This window comes from Gemmatimonadota bacterium (assembly GCA_026705765.1).
In the GTDB taxonomy this organism is placed as follows: Bacteria; Latescibacterota; UBA2968; order UBA2968; family UBA2968; genus VXRD01.
Genome location: JAPPAB010000099.1, coordinates 7,453 through 24,004, shown reverse-complemented (window position 1 = coordinate 24,004; position 16,552 = coordinate 7,453). Strand labels below are relative to the sequence as shown.

General features: G+C 52.1%; 19 protein-coding genes. 14 read left to right on the top strand and 5 right to left on the bottom strand.

Features of this window, described 5'->3' with window-relative positions; translation table 11 throughout:
• Positions 1–148: 148 nt before the first annotated feature.
• The gene (locus OXH16_12825) at positions 149–1,780 is read right to left on the bottom strand and encodes a gamma-glutamyltransferase (protein MCY3682279.1); all 1,632 of its coding nucleotides are present in this window, start codon (positions 1,778–1,780) and stop codon (positions 149–151) included.
• Between the two features lie 162 nt (positions 1,781–1,942).
• Here OXH16_12825 and OXH16_12820 point away from each other — a divergent pair, with 162 nt between their 5' ends.
• From OXH16_12820 to OXH16_12790, 7 genes are all read left to right on the top strand, one after another.
• Positions 1,943–3,004, top strand: coding sequence for a phosphotransferase (locus OXH16_12820; protein ID MCY3682278.1), 1,062 nt, complete (start codon positions 1,943–1,945; stop codon positions 3,002–3,004).
• A gap of 128 nt (positions 3,005–3,132) precedes the next feature.
• Positions 3,133–3,834, top strand: coding sequence for an SDR family NAD(P)-dependent oxidoreductase (locus OXH16_12815; protein ID MCY3682277.1), 702 nt, complete (start codon positions 3,133–3,135; stop codon positions 3,832–3,834).
• Positions 3,835–3,848: 14 nt separating this feature from the next.
• Entirely contained in the window at positions 3,849–4,958 is a 1,110-nt protein-coding gene (locus tag OXH16_12810; protein ID MCY3682276.1) for an S-adenosylmethionine:tRNA ribosyltransferase-isomerase, read from the top strand.
• Between the two features lie 56 nt (positions 4,959–5,014).
• Positions 5,015–6,103, top strand: coding sequence for a VCBS repeat-containing protein (locus tag OXH16_12805; GenBank protein ID MCY3682275.1), 1,089 nt, complete (start codon positions 5,015–5,017; stop codon positions 6,101–6,103).
• Between the two features lie 23 nt (positions 6,104–6,126).
• Positions 6,127–6,354, top strand: a complete 228-nt coding sequence (locus tag OXH16_12800) for a DUF433 domain-containing protein (GenBank protein ID MCY3682274.1) — start codon at positions 6,127–6,129, stop codon at positions 6,352–6,354.
• On the top strand, positions 6,351–6,683 hold the full coding sequence (locus OXH16_12795) for a DUF5615 family PIN-like protein (protein MCY3682273.1): 333 nt from the start codon (positions 6,351–6,353) through the stop codon (positions 6,681–6,683). Before OXH16_12800 ends, OXH16_12795 begins: the two co-directional genes overlap by 4 nt.
• A gap of 44 nt (positions 6,684–6,727) precedes the next feature.
• Positions 6,728–7,048, top strand: a complete 321-nt coding sequence (locus OXH16_12790; GenBank protein ID MCY3682272.1) for an NIPSNAP family protein — start codon at positions 6,728–6,730, stop codon at positions 7,046–7,048.
• 3 nt (positions 7,049–7,051) lie between these two features.
• On the opposite strand, the gene OXH16_12785 is transcribed toward OXH16_12790, so the two are convergent.
• The gene (locus OXH16_12785; GenBank protein ID MCY3682271.1) at positions 7,052–8,833 is read right to left on the bottom strand and encodes an AAA family ATPase; all 1,782 of its coding nucleotides are present in this window, start codon (positions 8,831–8,833) and stop codon (positions 7,052–7,054) included.
• An 841-nt stretch (positions 8,834–9,674) separates the two neighbouring features.
• Between OXH16_12785 and OXH16_12780 the strand changes: the two genes are divergently transcribed.
• The 7 genes from OXH16_12780 (at position 9,675) to OXH16_12750 (ending at position 14,505) form a co-directional block, all read left to right on the top strand.
• Positions 9,675–10,001, top strand: coding sequence for a hypothetical protein (locus tag OXH16_12780; GenBank protein MCY3682270.1), 327 nt, complete (start codon positions 9,675–9,677; stop codon positions 9,999–10,001).
• 70 nt (positions 10,002–10,071) lie between these two features.
• The gene (locus OXH16_12775; protein ID MCY3682269.1) at positions 10,072–10,398 is read left to right on the top strand and encodes a hypothetical protein; all 327 of its coding nucleotides are present in this window, start codon (positions 10,072–10,074) and stop codon (positions 10,396–10,398) included.
• A 108-nt stretch (positions 10,399–10,506) separates the two neighbouring features.
• Positions 10,507–10,857 carry a hypothetical protein gene (locus OXH16_12770; protein MCY3682268.1) on the top strand — a complete coding sequence of 117 codons (351 nt, stop codon included), beginning with the start codon at positions 10,507–10,509 and terminating at the stop codon, positions 10,855–10,857.
• Positions 10,858–10,940: 83 nt separating this feature from the next.
• A complete protein-coding gene (locus OXH16_12765; protein ID MCY3682267.1) occupies positions 10,941–11,477 on the top strand; it encodes a carboxymuconolactone decarboxylase family protein in 537 nt (178 codons plus the stop codon).
• Between the two features lie 2 nt (positions 11,478–11,479).
• Positions 11,480–12,724: a DegT/DnrJ/EryC1/StrS family aminotransferase gene (locus OXH16_12760; GenBank protein ID MCY3682266.1), complete on the top strand. Its 1,245-nt coding sequence runs from the start codon at positions 11,480–11,482 to the stop codon at positions 12,722–12,724.
• A gap of 6 nt (positions 12,725–12,730) precedes the next feature.
• Positions 12,731–13,489 (top strand): cysteine hydrolase family protein, encoded by a 759-nt coding sequence (locus OXH16_12755; GenBank protein MCY3682265.1) that lies wholly within the window; start codon positions 12,731–12,733, stop codon positions 13,487–13,489.
• Positions 13,490–13,503: 14 nt separating this feature from the next.
• On the top strand, positions 13,504–14,505 hold the full coding sequence (locus OXH16_12750) for a polysaccharide deacetylase family protein (GenBank protein MCY3682264.1): 1,002 nt from the start codon (positions 13,504–13,506) through the stop codon (positions 14,503–14,505).
• Between the two features lie 6 nt (positions 14,506–14,511).
• Here OXH16_12750 and OXH16_12745 read toward each other — a convergent pair whose 3' ends face one another.
• The 3 genes from OXH16_12745 to OXH16_12735 form a co-directional block, all read right to left on the bottom strand.
• Positions 14,512–15,372: a leucine-rich repeat domain-containing protein gene (locus OXH16_12745; GenBank protein ID MCY3682263.1), complete on the bottom strand. Its 861-nt coding sequence runs from the start codon at positions 15,370–15,372 to the stop codon at positions 14,512–14,514.
• A 20-nt stretch (positions 15,373–15,392) separates the two neighbouring features.
• On the bottom strand, positions 15,393–16,253 hold the full coding sequence (locus OXH16_12740; protein ID MCY3682262.1) for a leucine-rich repeat domain-containing protein: 861 nt from the start codon (positions 16,251–16,253) through the stop codon (positions 15,393–15,395).
• A 19-nt stretch (positions 16,254–16,272) separates the two neighbouring features.
• The coding region (locus OXH16_12735; GenBank protein ID MCY3682261.1) for a 3-octaprenyl-4-hydroxybenzoate carboxy-lyase at positions 16,273–16,552 on the bottom strand (280 nt) is incomplete at its 5' end.

The window sequence follows — 16,552 nt, the reverse complement described above, 5'->3', positions numbered from 1 at the left end:
AATAAAAAAATAGAAAGTTGAACGCACCAAAACTACCCATTTACCACTATTTTGGCAACTCCTGAAATATAAATCATCTAATTGACGAATAAAATCGAAAAATTGATTTTTTCATCTTATCGTCGCTCTTCTGCGCCTGAAAAAACAATCACCCATCTTCCACCCCCGCGGCGTGACGCCCCGCTTTGGGATCGCCTGCCGCGTAATACCTGCCCTCTTCTCGATCCACATAAACCATAACAGGCGTCGCAATATTAGATGCTTTCGCCTCGACCTGATGTCCTCGTCTGGCGAGATCATCCTGCACATCCCGATCTATCGCATCATTCAGCGTCAGCGACCCGGCCTGTTTGAACGTCTGCTCGCGGATGGGATTGGGATCAAAAGAATCGTTGTGATGCGCCGTCGCAAAACGGGGCGCAGTAACAGCCTCCTCCGGCATAATCCCAAACTCCACAAAATCCAGCAACAAATTCAACGTCGTCTGATCCTGCAAATCGCCACCCGCAACACTAATACCCAGAATCGGTCGCCCATCTTTCAACACCAGCGTAGGCGTCAGCGTAATGCGCGGACGCTTCCCCGGCTGGATACAATTCGGATGACCCGCCGTCGTATTGAGACTCCGCAGGCGATTCCCATAAGTAACCCCCGTACTCCCCCCATCAATCGTAGGCCGGTGAACATTGGCACTCGGTGTCGCCGCGACAACATTGCCCCAGCAGTCCGCCACCACACAAGTCGTCGTCCCCCCCGTACCCGGACGGAACACACCACCATCCACAACTGGCTGCATCAGATAAGGATCCCCCGGACGCGCCTCCAGAGAAGCCGCTTGCATATCGATAAGCGGCACGCGCAAATCCGTGTAAGCATCAGAGAGCAATCCCCCCAGAGGCACACCTGAAAAATCGGGATCGGCATAATACGCATCGCGATCCGCCATCGCCAGCTTGATCGCCTCGGTAACAACGTGAACATAATCAGCCGAAAGATGGCCCATAGCCTTGACATCGAACTTCTCGAGCAAGCGCAGTGCCTGACACAAATACGGACCCTGCGTCCACGGCCCGCACTTGCAAACCGTATATCCCCGATAAGAAACCGTAACCGGATCTTCAATCGTCGTAACATGCGTCGCCAGATCTTCCCGACGCAAAAACCCCCCCTTTGCGACATAAAAAGCCTCAAGCTCCTCCGCAATATCATTGCGATACTTATTCCGCCCGTAAAAGCGATCCGCGGCAGCTTGCAACTTCTCCTCCCGACTCCCCGACGTAAGATGCTCCTCCTCAACGAGTTTTCGCAACGTCCTCGCAAGATTGGGATGCCAGTCATCCTCCCCCGCATCGAGCAAAGCGAGCACAGGAGCGATAATTTCTTCAAACGACATCGTACCGTATCGCTTAAGCGTCGTAATACACAAATCCACAACCGAAGGCACGGGTGCCATCTTCATATCGCCATCCCCCGGAATACCATGCTCCATATACCAGTCAATCGCCTCCTGAGAACGCGGTGCCCGCCCCTGTCCGCTCAAAGCCTTCACCTCCGAAGTCCCAGCATCAAAAATAAGAAGCGGAACCTCCCCGCCAATCGAACACGCACCGTGATCCGTAACATTCAGCGCAAAAATAGTCGCAGCGGCTGCATCGGCCGCATTGCCACCCCTATCCAGAATCTCAATCCCCGCAGCCACAGCACCTGCACCACCTGCAGCCACAACACCCGTCTTACTCTCAGCCTTCCATCCAATTTGACCCACATCTATACCCGACATAATTTTCTCCTTTCATCCTTGACGCCACGCAAAACTCTGGCTTTATTTTTTATAACAACGATTTTGTCCCAGCCTTCAGGAACGCATTATAGCATGATCCCTTAATGAATACAAAATAATCTCTCTTCCTTCAATACGTCCTTATTCCCAAGAAAAGAGCTAATGAAATTATCGGAACCCATCACCCATGCCGAACAACTGACGCCTGCGCTCCTAACGGATCGATTTAGTCGTAACGGATTCCTGAAATCGGGTTCGGTCACATCCGTAGAAAAAACGGACTCGTTCGGATCATCGTGCGCGGAATGGGACAGGCTCTCGCTGACATTCAGCGACGACTACGTGGGTGATATTCCAAATGCGATTGTGTTAAAGGTCTATCGAAAGGGATGGTTCGGAGGCGGAGTCGTCGAATGGACATTTTACGATGACCTCGCGCCCAAAACGCCGGACGCATCTGTCTGTCCCGTTTTCGACTGTGGATTCGATCACAATGAGAAAAACTGTCACTATCTCATGCCAGACCTGTCGGTGACACATAAAGATGGGCCAAAGGAGGCCACCGAACAACTTCACAAAGCCGTAATTGAAGAACTGCTCAAATATCACATTCAATGGTGGAATGATCCACGTCTGGACGAGTGGCCGTTCATGATGCAGGCCGGTGGTCCACTCCGCATGGCCCAGGCAATATCCGAAAAAGACATACGCGATAGCTGCGCCAGCTTTGAAGAAGCCCTGAAGCCACTGGCACGAGAACTGGGCGACGACCTCGATTCCGCTCACATCGAGATAATGGAACGCGTGATTCACGGATATCCCGATATATTCCTGGCGCGTGTCGCAAACGGGAAAAATATCACAATGCTACACGGCGACGCGCATCTGTGGAACCTGTTTTACCCGAAGGATCCATCAAAGGACCAGATCATTCTCTTCGATTGGGAAACCTACAAGCGAGGACTTGGTGCTTACGACCTCGCCTACATGCTGATCCACGGAACATCCGAACGAGAAGCACTCGAAACGCCCCTTATGAATTTCTATTATAGAAAGCTCATAGCTGGTGGCATCGAAAATTACAGCCGAGACCAATTCGAATACGATTATCGTCTATCTGTGCTATCGTGCGTCTTCTGCCCGATCTTATGGAAGCGTGCATTCTCGGTTCGGAATGCGATGAAAGCGTATAAGGATTGGGATTGTGGTGCGCTGCTCAGATAGACAGGCACTCTCCTGTCCTAAAGAACGGGTATCAAACACGCCCTCTGTGCGATGCAGAGGGCTTTTTTTTATGCTACATTTTGACCACAACAAACAGATAGTTTCTCATCCTTACAGGAGGATTCAACATGTCCACACAAACAGCTCTCATCACCGGCGCATCTCGCGGACTGGGTCTCGCTCTCGCGCGCGAACTCGCACAGCAAAACTGGCGACTGATCATCAACGCAAGAGGCGCAGACGCACTCGAACACGCGCGCAAAGAACTGGCCAAATGGACCGAAGTCACCGCCATCGCCGGAGACGTAACAGACCCCCAACACCGGAAAGCACTGGCGCACGCAGCAAAAGAAATAGGGGACCTCGACGCCGTAATCAACAACGCGGGCATATTGGGACCGAGTCCCCAGCCCGAACTGCTCGACTACCCCCTCGATATATTGGCAGACGTCTATCGCGCCAACACAATCGCGCCCCTGGGTGTGCTCCAGGCACTCCAACACACCTTAAAATCAGGCGCCCGCGTAATCAACATCACCAGCGACGCTGCTCGCGAGCCGTACCCCGGCTGGGGCGGATACGGCTCTTCGAAAGCCGCGCTTGAACAACTCTCAAACGTACTCGCAGCAGAACGCCCCGACTGGCGCATCTACTGGGTAGATCCCGGCGACATGCGAACGCAAATGCACCGAGAAGCATTCCCCTTTGAAGACATCAGTGACCGCCCCTTGCCGGAAACGAGTGTACCGGGATTCATCGAACTCCTGAACGGCAATTATCCCAGTGGACGCTATGCCGCACGCGAACTACTCACCACCCTCGCAAAATAGAAAGGAGACATCTCATGTCCATAATACCCAACACAGTACTCCCCATCACAATGATGGACTCAAAACTGGACTCTCTAATATTCGACCTGCCATCCAACCTGGAAGCGGGCGAACCGCCCGAAGCGCGCGGACTCAGCCGGGACCAGGTTCGGTTGATGGTCTCCTGGCAAAAAAATGATGCGATAGAACACATCGCATTTCGCGACCTGCCCGACGTATTACATGCGGGCGACGTCGTCGTCATCAACACCAGTGGCACGCGCAAAGCATCTCTGCCCATCATTAGGCCCGATGGAACAGAACTCAGACTGCATCTATCAACGCAACTGCCCGCCGACATGTGGGCAGTTGAAATACGTCAACCCAACGGTATCGCAACGCAACCGTTTTACCACGCACAGGCAGGCGAAATCTTCACATTACCCGGTAGTGGATCAGCACAACTACACGCCCCCTATCGCCCCGAACTGCGGCACAACCCCGACGCTTCTGTTCGCCTGTGGGTAGCAACCCTGAACCTGCCCTATGACCTGGACACCTACCTGGACATATACGGCATGCCCATCCGGTATGGCTATGTGCAAAACGACTGGCCTATCGACTATTATCAAACCGTATATGCAACAGAAGTAGGCAGCGCTGAAATGCCATCAGCAGGCAGAGCATTCACACCCAAAATCATCACAAAATTAGTCGCAAAAGGCATACAAATTGCCCCCCTGATCTTGCACACCGGCGTGGCGAGCCTGGAAGCCGATGAACCGCCTTATGAGGAATACTACCGCGTACCAGCCGAAACAGCGCGGACAATCAACAACGCGCGAAAAAACGGCGGACGAATCATCGCCGTTGGCACAACAGTCGTGCGCGCACTCGAAACCGTCGCCGACAAAACCGGACAAGTCTCTCAGGGCGAAGGATGGACATCCCTGATAATCTCACCCGGTCACACCATGCAGACCGTAGATAGCTTACTCACCGGAATGCACGAACCGAGTGCCACACATCTATCCATGCTCCAGGCATTGGCGGGATTAGATCACCTCAAACTGACCTATGAAGCCGCACTCAACAAAAATTATTTGTGGCACGAATTCGGCGATCTACATTTGATTTTACCCTGAACACGCGGTATATTGAACCACGACCGATAAGGAGAACCGTCAAAATAGGAAAACAAATGTTCATAATTCACGAAATAGACGACAACATCCGCAGCGCCTATGGCATGACAGTCGCCGATGTCACAAACAACGGATACCTGGACATCGTAGCCGGTTCTATGGGAACCTCGATGATCGCCCTGTACGAAGGACCCCATTTTGAAAAACAAATCATATCAGAAGCGCACCCCGGCACCATCTCACTATCGGTATTCGACATCACGAGCAACGGTCGCAAAGACGTCATTGCGAGCAGCGGATTTGGACGAAGACAGCGGATACCGCCGGAATATCTGCACTGGTTTCAAGCATCTGAAGAAAGCGACATCTGGACACAGCACTTCATCGACTGGGTACCCTATTCACACCGCATTGCAATGGTAGATGTCAACAATCAACCCCTGCTATTTGTCGCAACACTGCAAGGACCGGGAAGCCAGATCAACGACTTTGATGCGCCGGGGGAACTGTGGTGTTACCGCATACCACAAGACCCGGTAAATGAACCGTGGGAAAAGCGGTTAATCGACGGGCAATTGAGACTCAACCACGGCCTGAGCGTATGCGACGTAGATGGCGATGGCCGCCTGGACTTACTGCTCGGCACGCGTGACGGCCTGATCTGGTTTGAACCGCCCAAAGGGGATGGATTCGAGGAAAAATGGAACCGATGGACCATAAGCCCCCGCGAAAGCAGTGAAACCTTTGCCGTAGATATGGATGGCGATGGCATCAATGAAATACTCTCTATCGAACCCTGGCACGGCAATGAACTCGTCTGGTACAAAGCCACCGGCGACATCCGAGCAGACGCCTGGGAACGGCATCTGATCAGCGACAAACTCAACCGCGGACATTCGCTCTGGTGTGGCGACATAGACAGCGACAACGCACTGGAAGTCATCGCCGGATACAACGGACCCGGCACAGCCCTCAACATCTATCGCCCAGAAAATTTAGAAACAGACACCTGGCACATTGAACAAATTGACAACCGCATTGGCATGGGGCAAATGGCAATCGCAGATCTCAGCGGCAACGGCAAATTGGACATCGCCGCAAGCGGCATGTCAACGGGCAATGTGCGGTGGTATGAACAGATTTAAATCGTCTCAAAAAAAGGAAGACAATGGACTATCAAGACATCATCACCATTGAACCGGGCAAACGCAGTGGAAAACCGTGTATTCGCGGCATGCGGATCACCGTTTATGACGTACTTGACTATCTTGCCTCAGACATGTCTGTTGAAGAAATATTGAGCGATTTTCCCGAACTTACACGAGAAGACATCCGCGCCTGCCTGGCATTTGCTGCAGACCGAGAGCGCAGACTTATGTCTGTTTCTTCGACATGAGATTTCTCTTCGATCAAAACCTCTCTTACAGATTGGTTACAGACTTGAAGGACCTGTATCCGAATTCTTCACACATCCGAGATATAGGCATGGAAGAAGCGGATGACTCGGATATTTGGGATTATGCAGCCCAAAACGGCTATGTCATTGTTTCCAAAGACTCGGACTTTCACCAAAAAAGCTTTCTATATGGTCATCCGCCCAAAGTCATTTGGCTTCGCTTAGGCAATTGTTCAACGAACACAATTTTATCTCTTCTTCGCACACATCACGATGCAATTTTGAGATTTGAGCAAAGCGAAACCACATCTTTTTTTACTTTGGAATAAATCGTCTCATTATTCCCCTCACAACACTCACAAAGGAGAAAAACATGTTCTTTGAACTACGTCAATATCGCACCCAACCGGGAAAACGCGAAGAATGGGTTGCATTTATGGAAAGTGAAATCATCCCATTTCAAATATCAAAAGGCATGGTCGTCATAGGCAGCTTTGTCGGCGAAGAAGAAGAAGACCTCTACGTGTGGATTCGCCGATTTGAGAGCGAAGAACAAAGAGAGCAACTCTACAAAGCCGTCTATGAAGACCCGTATTGGACCGACACATTGAGCGACCAGGTAGGTACATTGATCGACCGAGAGCGCATCGTCGTAACGCGCCTCAATGCAACACCGAGGTCTGTCATACAATAGAACCTACCAAAAACTGACAAACCCCGTGAGTTCAAGACGGCGTTTCACGCGCTGGAGTTTGTGTGTTGAGCGGGGATAGGTGGCATCGCAAAAAGCGATCAGCGCGTCCAGCAGACCGGCAAGTTCATCTCCTGCGCCGGACAGGCGTGGGAGAATTTTTTGTAAAATCTGATAATCAAAAGCATCTCGGGGCGTAAACGCCGGCGCATTTGAAGGCAGCCCCTCAATCAAATCCAGCGCATACGCCATATAGATGAGAACCTCATCGCGAATGCGATAGCCAAAATGCAAATCCTCCTTCGCGAGCACCGCGTTAATCTCCTCCAACGGCTCATTCCACGCAACAACCTCATCGCGGTGGCGAACATCTTCCAACTGCCGATAGGGACGGTCAATAAGTGCTGAACCGAGGGCGCGCAGAGCCGTCGAATCAATCTGCACCTCGGGATCATAATCCGACAACCCCAGATCAACGCGATCAAAAGCAACCGTATTTGCCCTGTCCAGCACCTTGGGACTAAACGCATACGTCGTCTCATCCATATTAACCGTACCTGCAACAAACAAATTGGGCGGAATGGGCAAACGCGAAGGCACATCTCCCATCTCATCCGTTGACACCACATCCCCACCCTGCGCCAATTCAATCGGATCTGTCGTCCACGCCCCATCGGGCGAGCGCCTCGCCGTCTCCATAACACTCAAAAAATCGGCAAAATAGTGCTCCACCCGGGCGAGATTCATCTCGTCCAAACACACAAAATATGGACGATTCGGATCGTCCTGTGCCTCGCACATCGCCTGAAGCAACGCCCCTGGACGAAACACCCCCGTAAGCAAATTTTCAAACCCGAGCAAATCGCGCACATCGTTCCAATCCGGACGCACGGGAATAAGGCGATACCCTCTCGCCCGCCCCTCATCCAGACCATTGACCGCCTCGGCCAAAAGCCGAATCACAGTACTCTTCCCCGTCCCGGATATCCCCGCCAGAATGAGAAAAGGTTTGGTCTTCAAACACAAATAGAGATTGAACAACATCCCCGCCTCAACCTGGAAATTCTTCAGCACCGTAAACCGGTAAAGATCGCACAACAACTCGGCCTCCACAGGCACAAGCGCATCCCGCACAACACCGACTTCTGCGGGATCGGGCACATGATACACGACACTGCTTTTAGAAGTCTGGTATCTCACCCTTGTAAACACCGCATACAGCGCGTAGAGATCCTCCAGCACCATCTCAATATCATCGACAAGCGTCGGCACCGCAGCTTCATCCGGCGTGAGAATCGACCCGACAAACAGCGAGCGATCAACCCCGTCAAGTCTGGATGGCGACCACGGCACCGAACGACCCGGTGACGCCACAATAATATCACCTGCCAAACAGCGATACCCCTTGCGCGGCACCAGACCGCGAAACTTCTTGCGATCCGCAATCGCCTTTTGCATCGCCTCAAATGTCCACCACCCAGAGTAAAAGCCAATAGCGAGGGCATTGTGATGCAAATAAATACCCAGTTGGGGCAACCGGGGAAACGCGCTCTTCTTCAGCTTGCGATCGACAAAATAGAGACACGCGTGATCCCGCGGCCGATTGGGATTGGAGCGAAAATTCGTCGTCGCGTAAACAGGAGAAATAACAGCCGTGAGGTCTGGATGCTGTTTCGTCAGGACGGGTTCGATCTCATCGCGCAGGACTTGCATGCGCCCATGCAGATGCTCAGCACCAATGCGCGTGCCATTACAGGCGAGAAAATCGTTGGGAGAGAAAGAGAACATAAACGTTTTCAATAGCCATTAATCAAAAGTTGCGCCTGAGCACACCCAATTTATTTTGCAATAGAAAAATCGGGCCGCCTCGCTCGGCGTGTATCAATATTAATTTCATAATCCAATGTAGTTTATACTGCTTCTCGATGTTACACAAATTTTCAGCGGTATGGAAGGTATTTTTGATATTTTTACATATCAAGTCATCGTATTTCTTATCCTATTCACCGGTTCATCACGATCCCAAAGATGACTCATAGCGTAAAAAACATTCATCACCTCTATGAGTTTAACTTGATTTCAAAAAAAAATGAATTATATTGCGATGCTATCACTGTTATGTCACTGTGACGAGCGGACCGGGCTGGGCTGGCATTAGCCCAAACGTTCGCAATTATTGTGATGGTAAGGTGCAATCAGCGGTAGGCCTCTCAACCCGGTCATTACCATTGGCGCGCTTGTAGCGGAAGTACAGGCAGTGGTAATCCTATTAAATACATTGTCTTTTGTCTGTCAATGGGGATGGTGAAGAATATGTAACGCTACACAAAATCAATTCTTTACAAAGCGCAGAGAGCAATGCTGTTCTCTGCGCTTTGTATTTATACGGGAAATTTTATAGATAGATAAGCGAATTTTTTTACCGAGCGAGTGGGAATTGTCTTGACACTGCTTCTTTATTTACATTTTTTAACATAATAGCATAAGAAATTCTACATCTTCAAATAAGAAAAAAAAGGTTTTCACCTTTTTCATGACGGGGATGGTGCATTCTGTAGCATTCCGTCGGTAACCGTTGCGGCTACGCGATAGCGCAAACCGTGACACAACCACATTCTGGGAGGTAGAAATGGCAAGCAGAAATATTATTGTCCTGGTCATCATCCTCGCGATTGTGCAGGCCCTGGCGCCCGACGCAATCCCTGGGGGACTTGTGCCACTCGCACTGGTGATACTGGGACTACTCTACGCGATAGTGGCGGTCGATGCTGAGGACTCGACGGCCTACCTGGTCGTTGCGATTGCGGTCGGCGCTGCTGCAGGTGCGGATGTGTTGAGCAACATCCCAGGGGTAGGCGCTCACCTGGACGCCATTGTCGATCCGATCGCCACCGCCCTGTATGCCGGTGTCATAGCCATACTCGTGGAGAGGGGAGTAAACCGCATCAAGAGTTAAAGATGACTGGCGGATCAGCGACCTGTAGCCACAGGTCGTGACACACTAACCTATTCTGGGAGGAAGAAATATGGCAAGCAGGATTATTGTTAGCCTGATCGCCGCTCTGGCGATTATTCAGGGCCTGACGCCCGACGCGATCCCTGCGGGACTTGTGTCCCTCGCGCTGGTGATTCTGGGCCTGGCCTACGCGGTGGTAGCGGTCAGCGCTGATGACGAAACAACCTACCTGATCGTTGCGCTTGCGGTCGGCGCTGCTGCAGGTGCGGATGCGTTGAGCGGCATCCCACAGCTTGGTGCCCACCTGGATGCCATCGTCGATCCAATCAGCACCGCTTTGTATGCCGGCGTCATAACCATACTCGTGCAGAGAATAATAAATCACCTCAAGGGTTAAAGATGACTGCTGGTTCACCTGAAATTGGAAACTTCGCAATAGAGTGGTACACTTTGTAGCTCTTTACGGCTACGTCATAACACAACTAACTTATTCTGGGAGGATGAAATGGTAGTCAGAATTATTGTTGCCCTGGTCGTCATTCTGGCGATTATTCAGGGTTTGGCGGCCGGCGCAATTCCTGAAAATATTGTGTCGATCGCGCTGGTGATTCTGGGCCTGGTGTACGGGGGGATGGCGCTCGACGCTGAAGATGCGACATCCTTCCTGGTCCTTGCGCTTGCGGTCGGTGCTGCTGCAGGTGCGGATGTGTTGAGCAACATCCCAGCGGCAGGCGAGAAACTGGACGCCATCGTCGATCCGATCACTATCGCTCTGTATGCCAGCGTCATAACCGTATTCGCAAAGAGGGTATGGAATCGCGTCTCAGCGTCTGGTGATGGCGGCGGTGAAGAATAGTTAAAAGCTGCACAGAATTTTGTTATATTACAAAGCGCAGAGAGCAATACCGTTCTCTGCGCTTTCTTCATACAGGAGACTTTATGGGAATAGATAATCTGCGATCGGCAATGCCCGACTATGCGCGGGACATTCGATTGAACCTGGGATCGGTCATATCTGCGTCGCGTCTCGACCCGGCCATGGCCTGGGGCTCGGCACTCACAGCAGCACTGGTATCCAAAAATGAACAGGTGATTCAGAACATCGCCGAAGACGCACAGGCCGTCATGGACGAACAACACATAAAAGCCGTGAAATCTGCCGCTGCCATGATGAGCATGACCAATGTATGGTATAAGTTTACCGACCTCATTCGGGACAACGACGTAAAGAACCAGCCACCTAAATTGCGAATGAATGCCGTGTTGACCCACGGCGGTGTCGATCGCGCATTATTCGAAGCGTGGAGCCTCTCGGCAAGTGTGGTAAATGCATGTGGTATTTGCGTCAACGCACACGCATCGCAATTGAACAAACTGGGCATTGACGCACAACAAATCGCAGACATCGCCCGCATCGCAACCGTAATAAAATCAGTGGCCGATACGCTATCCTTTGAAGCACTTTCCAACGGTTAAACATGTCTATACAAAAACGCGCAAAATACGGTGCCGAAGCATTTGAAGGAATCACGGGCAGCCTGCCCCAACCCTTTCCACGCACCATGGGTCCAAACTGTCTGACATACCTCCAGGAAGTCATCACATCGGGCCTGCAATGCGATATGGTTCGGCGTTTTGAAACCGCTTTCGAACGAGAAATGGGCATCAAGCACTGCATCGGCACACCCGGATGCACCGCAGCCCTCAACATACTCGCAGCCGCGCTCAATCTCGAACCCGGCGATGAAATCATCGTATCGCCCATCACCGACTACGGCACAGTCATGGGCCTGCTCAAAGAAAACTACATCCCGGTCTTCCCCGACACCGAACCCGGCACACCGCTCATCAGCGCCCGCACCATAGCCCCCTGTATCACCAACCGCACGCGAGCCATCCTCGCCGTCCATATAACCGGCCTCATCTGCGACATGGACCCCATCCACGCCCTGGCAAAAAAACACGGCCTGACCGTCATTGAAGACGTATGTCAAGCCGTATTTGGCACGTACAAAGGCCGCCTTGCAGGCACCCTGGGCGACGTCGCCGCCTTCTCATTCGATTCCGAAAAAACACTCGGCTCCGACGTCGGCGGCTGTGTCATTACAGACGACGATGAACTCGCCGAACAAATTCGGTTTGTCGGTCAAAGCAGAGGCGGGCAAATGGTTGAAGGACTGGGACGCGTACACGCCGTAAACGGATACGCGCTTCGCATGACCCAATCGACCGCCGCCATCACCCTTGCACAACTCGAAATCATCCGGCCAGACGTTGCGCATATCGACCGCATGATTCGCCTCATCACCGACAAACTCGCCGAAATCCCCGGCATCATCCCACTATCCATACCGGATTACATGGAAACCTATTCCTGCTGGATGGCCGGATTCAGCATCGACCCCAATGCCTTTACATGTGACGCCGAAGCCTTTGCCCAGCAAGTCGCCGAAGCAGGACTCACCGGAGCGGGACTCGGCAAATACTATCTCATGCCCGCTGCACTGCCCTTTTTAACAGACAAAGCCGAAAAACACCGCCATCCCTTCTCCAAACCCCCGGCATCCCACACCTACACTTATGGCGCAAACACCTGTCCCAATGCCCGGGACTTTCTCGACAATTTCATCCGCTGGACCACATTCTGCGAAAAATACCAGCCCGAACACTGCGACCTCGTCGCCCAAATTGTCGCCACCATTGCCGACCAGAACCGAGTCTAACACCCCATGCCACACACATGTTCCCTGAACGCCCGGTATTATCGCGCCCTGCCCATCGACGCCCCCGGCTACGAGTCCATCAGCCTCGAATTACCCGTCAAAAACACCGCCCTCATAGGCCTGCACTGCTGGAACATCGGCTGTCCCGATGGTCCCTCAATCGACCCCAACTACTGCGTGGGCATGGGCTGGCCGCAAGCAACCGCCGAAGCCGCGCGCATCATGGCCGAAGTCATACGCCCGGCCATGGACCTCGCCCGCAAAATCGGAATGCCCGTCTGCCATGTCGAAACCGACTGGATGTCGCATCAGTATCCCCACATCCCCTCCCGACGCAAAGAAACATCACAACCAGAACCCGAAAACCGCGCACAAACCATGCGAAACCGCGCGCACGGCCCGAACTACCTCACAAAATCGCCGCTTGCAAACATGAAACGGGCCGCCATCGTCTCCCCAATACGAGACGAACCCCTCGTCTTTTACACCGACGCACTCGACACCTACCTCAAAACGCGCGGCATCACAACCCTCATCTACACGGGATTTGCAACCGACATGTGCATCCTCGGCGCAGAAGGCGGAGCCAGAGACATGCTCGCCCGAGGATATCAATGCATCCTCATACGCGACGGAACTATCGGCGTGGAAACCCCCAGCACCTATCCCGAAAAATTGGCTACCCGTTACGGCACACACATCTTCGAGTGGCAACTCGGATACAGCACCACCTTTCGAGATTTCATCCGGGCGTTTTCAGCCTGATACTGGAGAAAAACATGGCCCTCACAATATGCCCCTGGAAATACAACAAAACCTGGGTCTATTCCATCACCTATGACGAAGCCCTTGTTGACCTGCACCAATTCGCAATCCCCATCCACGAAGAATACGGCATCCCGGGACATGTAGAAGTCGTCGTCGGACAACTGGGCGAAACGCGCGACCTTGGCAACTCCAGCTACAATGGCTATCGCCACATGAACGCCGACGAACTCAAAGACCTCCTCGCCCGGGGCTGGGGAATTGGCAATCACTCCTATAGCCATGAACTCATACAGCCCGACATGGTTGACCTGGAAATTGGCCGCGCCAAAGACGTACTCGAAGTCGCCATTGACGCACCCGTCGATCTCTACTGCGCGCCCGGCAACAATTCCAACATGTCGGACCACGTCCTCAAAGCCTGTCGCAAATACGGCTACCTCGGCGCAATGAGCCTGACCGACGCCCTCAACCGTCCAAACACCCCCCTCTTCTGGATCAACCGCACGGCATTGCACGAACAGTATTACGCCCCATTCTTCAGCGAATACGACCCATTTCGCAACATCCGCCACGCACAAGCGCAAAACGGCTGGATCATCGATTACTGCCATTGCCCGTTGGAAAAACCCATCCACCCCAACAAAGACTGCTCGCATCCACAACTCAGAAAAAGATTTGAAACCATCCTCACAGAAGGCGGTGACAACGTCTGGTGCGCCGTACCCGAAGAAGCACTCTTCTACCATCAGACCAGACGCCACACACAAATCGAAACACTATCCGACACAAAAACCCAAAAGCGCTACCGCCTCCACCTCAACAACCTGAGTGACCGCGTTACCTGCCGCACGCTCACCCTCCACGCCGATGTCCCCGCCTCCTGGTGTCGCTATCCCAACGTATGGATCAACGGACACCCCCACCTCGCACACCTGATAGAACCGAGAAAATTGCAAATCACGGTCACTGTCACAAACGGCATGGAACTCGTCTTTCAAGACCCGGGCGCCTGAGCGACCTCAGTTATCCACCCTCACCCGGACCCCTCTCTCCCGAAGCACCGGAATATGCTTATTAATCGAAACATCGCTCAGGGGATTATCCCTCAAATCGATCAAACTGTTCTCGCCACGCATTCCCGCATTCTCCACCAGAGGCGATAAATCCGAAACATCGCAATCCCGACCATGCACCCTTTTCAGCCTGGGCAAACCCGACAAAGGAGAAAGATCCGAGACCGCATTGTTATTCACAGCCAATCCACCCAACTCGGTCAAACTCGCCAGCGGCGACAGATCCCAGATCAGATTACTACTCAAATCCAGCCACCTCAACTCGGTCATACCCGACAGCGGCGAGAGATCCGAAACATCATTGGTATAGAGATGCAGCGTTCTCATCCCCGTCAAACCCGACAGAGGAGAAAGATCCGAAATATAGGAATTCCCACTAATATCCAGTACTCTCAGTTCTGTCAAATTCGACAGCGGCGACAGATCAGCTATTGTATTGCGAAAAAGATTCAACTCTGTCAGCTTGACCAAACCCGACAACGGAGAGAGATCCGAAATACCATTGCTATTGACGCGACCACCATTCGTCAATACATAGCCGAGATTCAGCACCGTCAGCTCGGTCGCGTACTCAATCCCCGTCAAATCGCGAATCCTCGAATTCGGAGCTTCAAGACGCGTCAACATCGCCATCTCAGCCGCAGTAATCGCCTCACCCTTCGCCTTGTTCAAAGAATCCTCAATCACCGCACGCAGATTGACATCCGGAATCGTTATACCCTCACCCTTCTTATGAGCACCGGCATCGCACGCGCCATAAACCGCGAGACAGACTGCAAGAATGATCAAAAAATGTCGATAAATCATGGAAACCGTTCTCCAGAAGGTTAGTTATTCACCCTCACCTCGACCCCTCTTTCCCGAAGCGCCGGAATATGCGTGTTCAGTGATGTCTCGCTCAGGGGATTATCCCTCAAATCGATAAAATCCTTTTCCCCACGCAATCCCACATTCTCCACCAGAGGCGATAAATCCACAATATCGCAATCCCAAATATTCAGCCTCTCCATATGGATCATACCCGACAGATGAGAAATATCCGAGACAGCATTGATATTCAGCGCCAACCCCCTCAATTCTGTCAAACTCGCCAGCGGAGAAATATCCCAGATCAGATTATTACTCAAACTCAGCCACCTCAAATTGGTCAAACCCGACAGCGGCGAAAGATCCGAAATCTCGTTGGTATAGAGATACAGCGTCCTCATCTTGGTCATACCCGACAGCGGTGAAATATTCGAAATATGAAAATTCGCACTAACATCCAGCATTTCCAGCGCCGTTAAATTCGCCAGCGGAGAAATATCCCATATTTGATTGCGATGGATGTGCAACTCCGTCAGCTTAGTCAAACCCGCAAGCGGAGAAATATCAGAAATCTCATTGCTATTGATCCGGTTTCCATTTATAAATACATCGCCGAGATTCAGCACCGTCAGTTCGGTCGCGTACTCAATACCCGTCAAATCGCGAACCCTTGAATTCGGTGCTTCAAGACGCGTCAACGTCGCCATCTCAGCCGCAGTAATCGCCTCACCCCTCGCCTTATTCAGAGAATCCTCAATCACCGCACGCAGATTGACATCTGGAATACTTATACCTTCACCCTTCTTGTGAGCGCCTGCGTCGCACGCGCCATAAATGGAGAGACAGACCGCAAGAACGGTCGTGAAATACCGATAGATCATGAGAATTGCCCTCCATTCGCTATATAACCCCATGCAACGGCCCGCCCGATGTCCCGAGAGCCTCTACTTTTTTAGTAATATTGGGATCCTCAACAAGCGGGGGTGCGTGGTGGGGCTTGTGGCGCGCATCAATAATCAGCGACCCATTGCAGCCCCAGTGTTTGTGATCAATAAAACTATCAACACCATAAACATCATGCGAGGGATTGGAACGGGTAAACGCAACCCAGAGAAAATTGTTGAGCGTGCGCGAACAAAACGCGCTATCATCGACAATAAGGACAAGCGGCAAACCATCA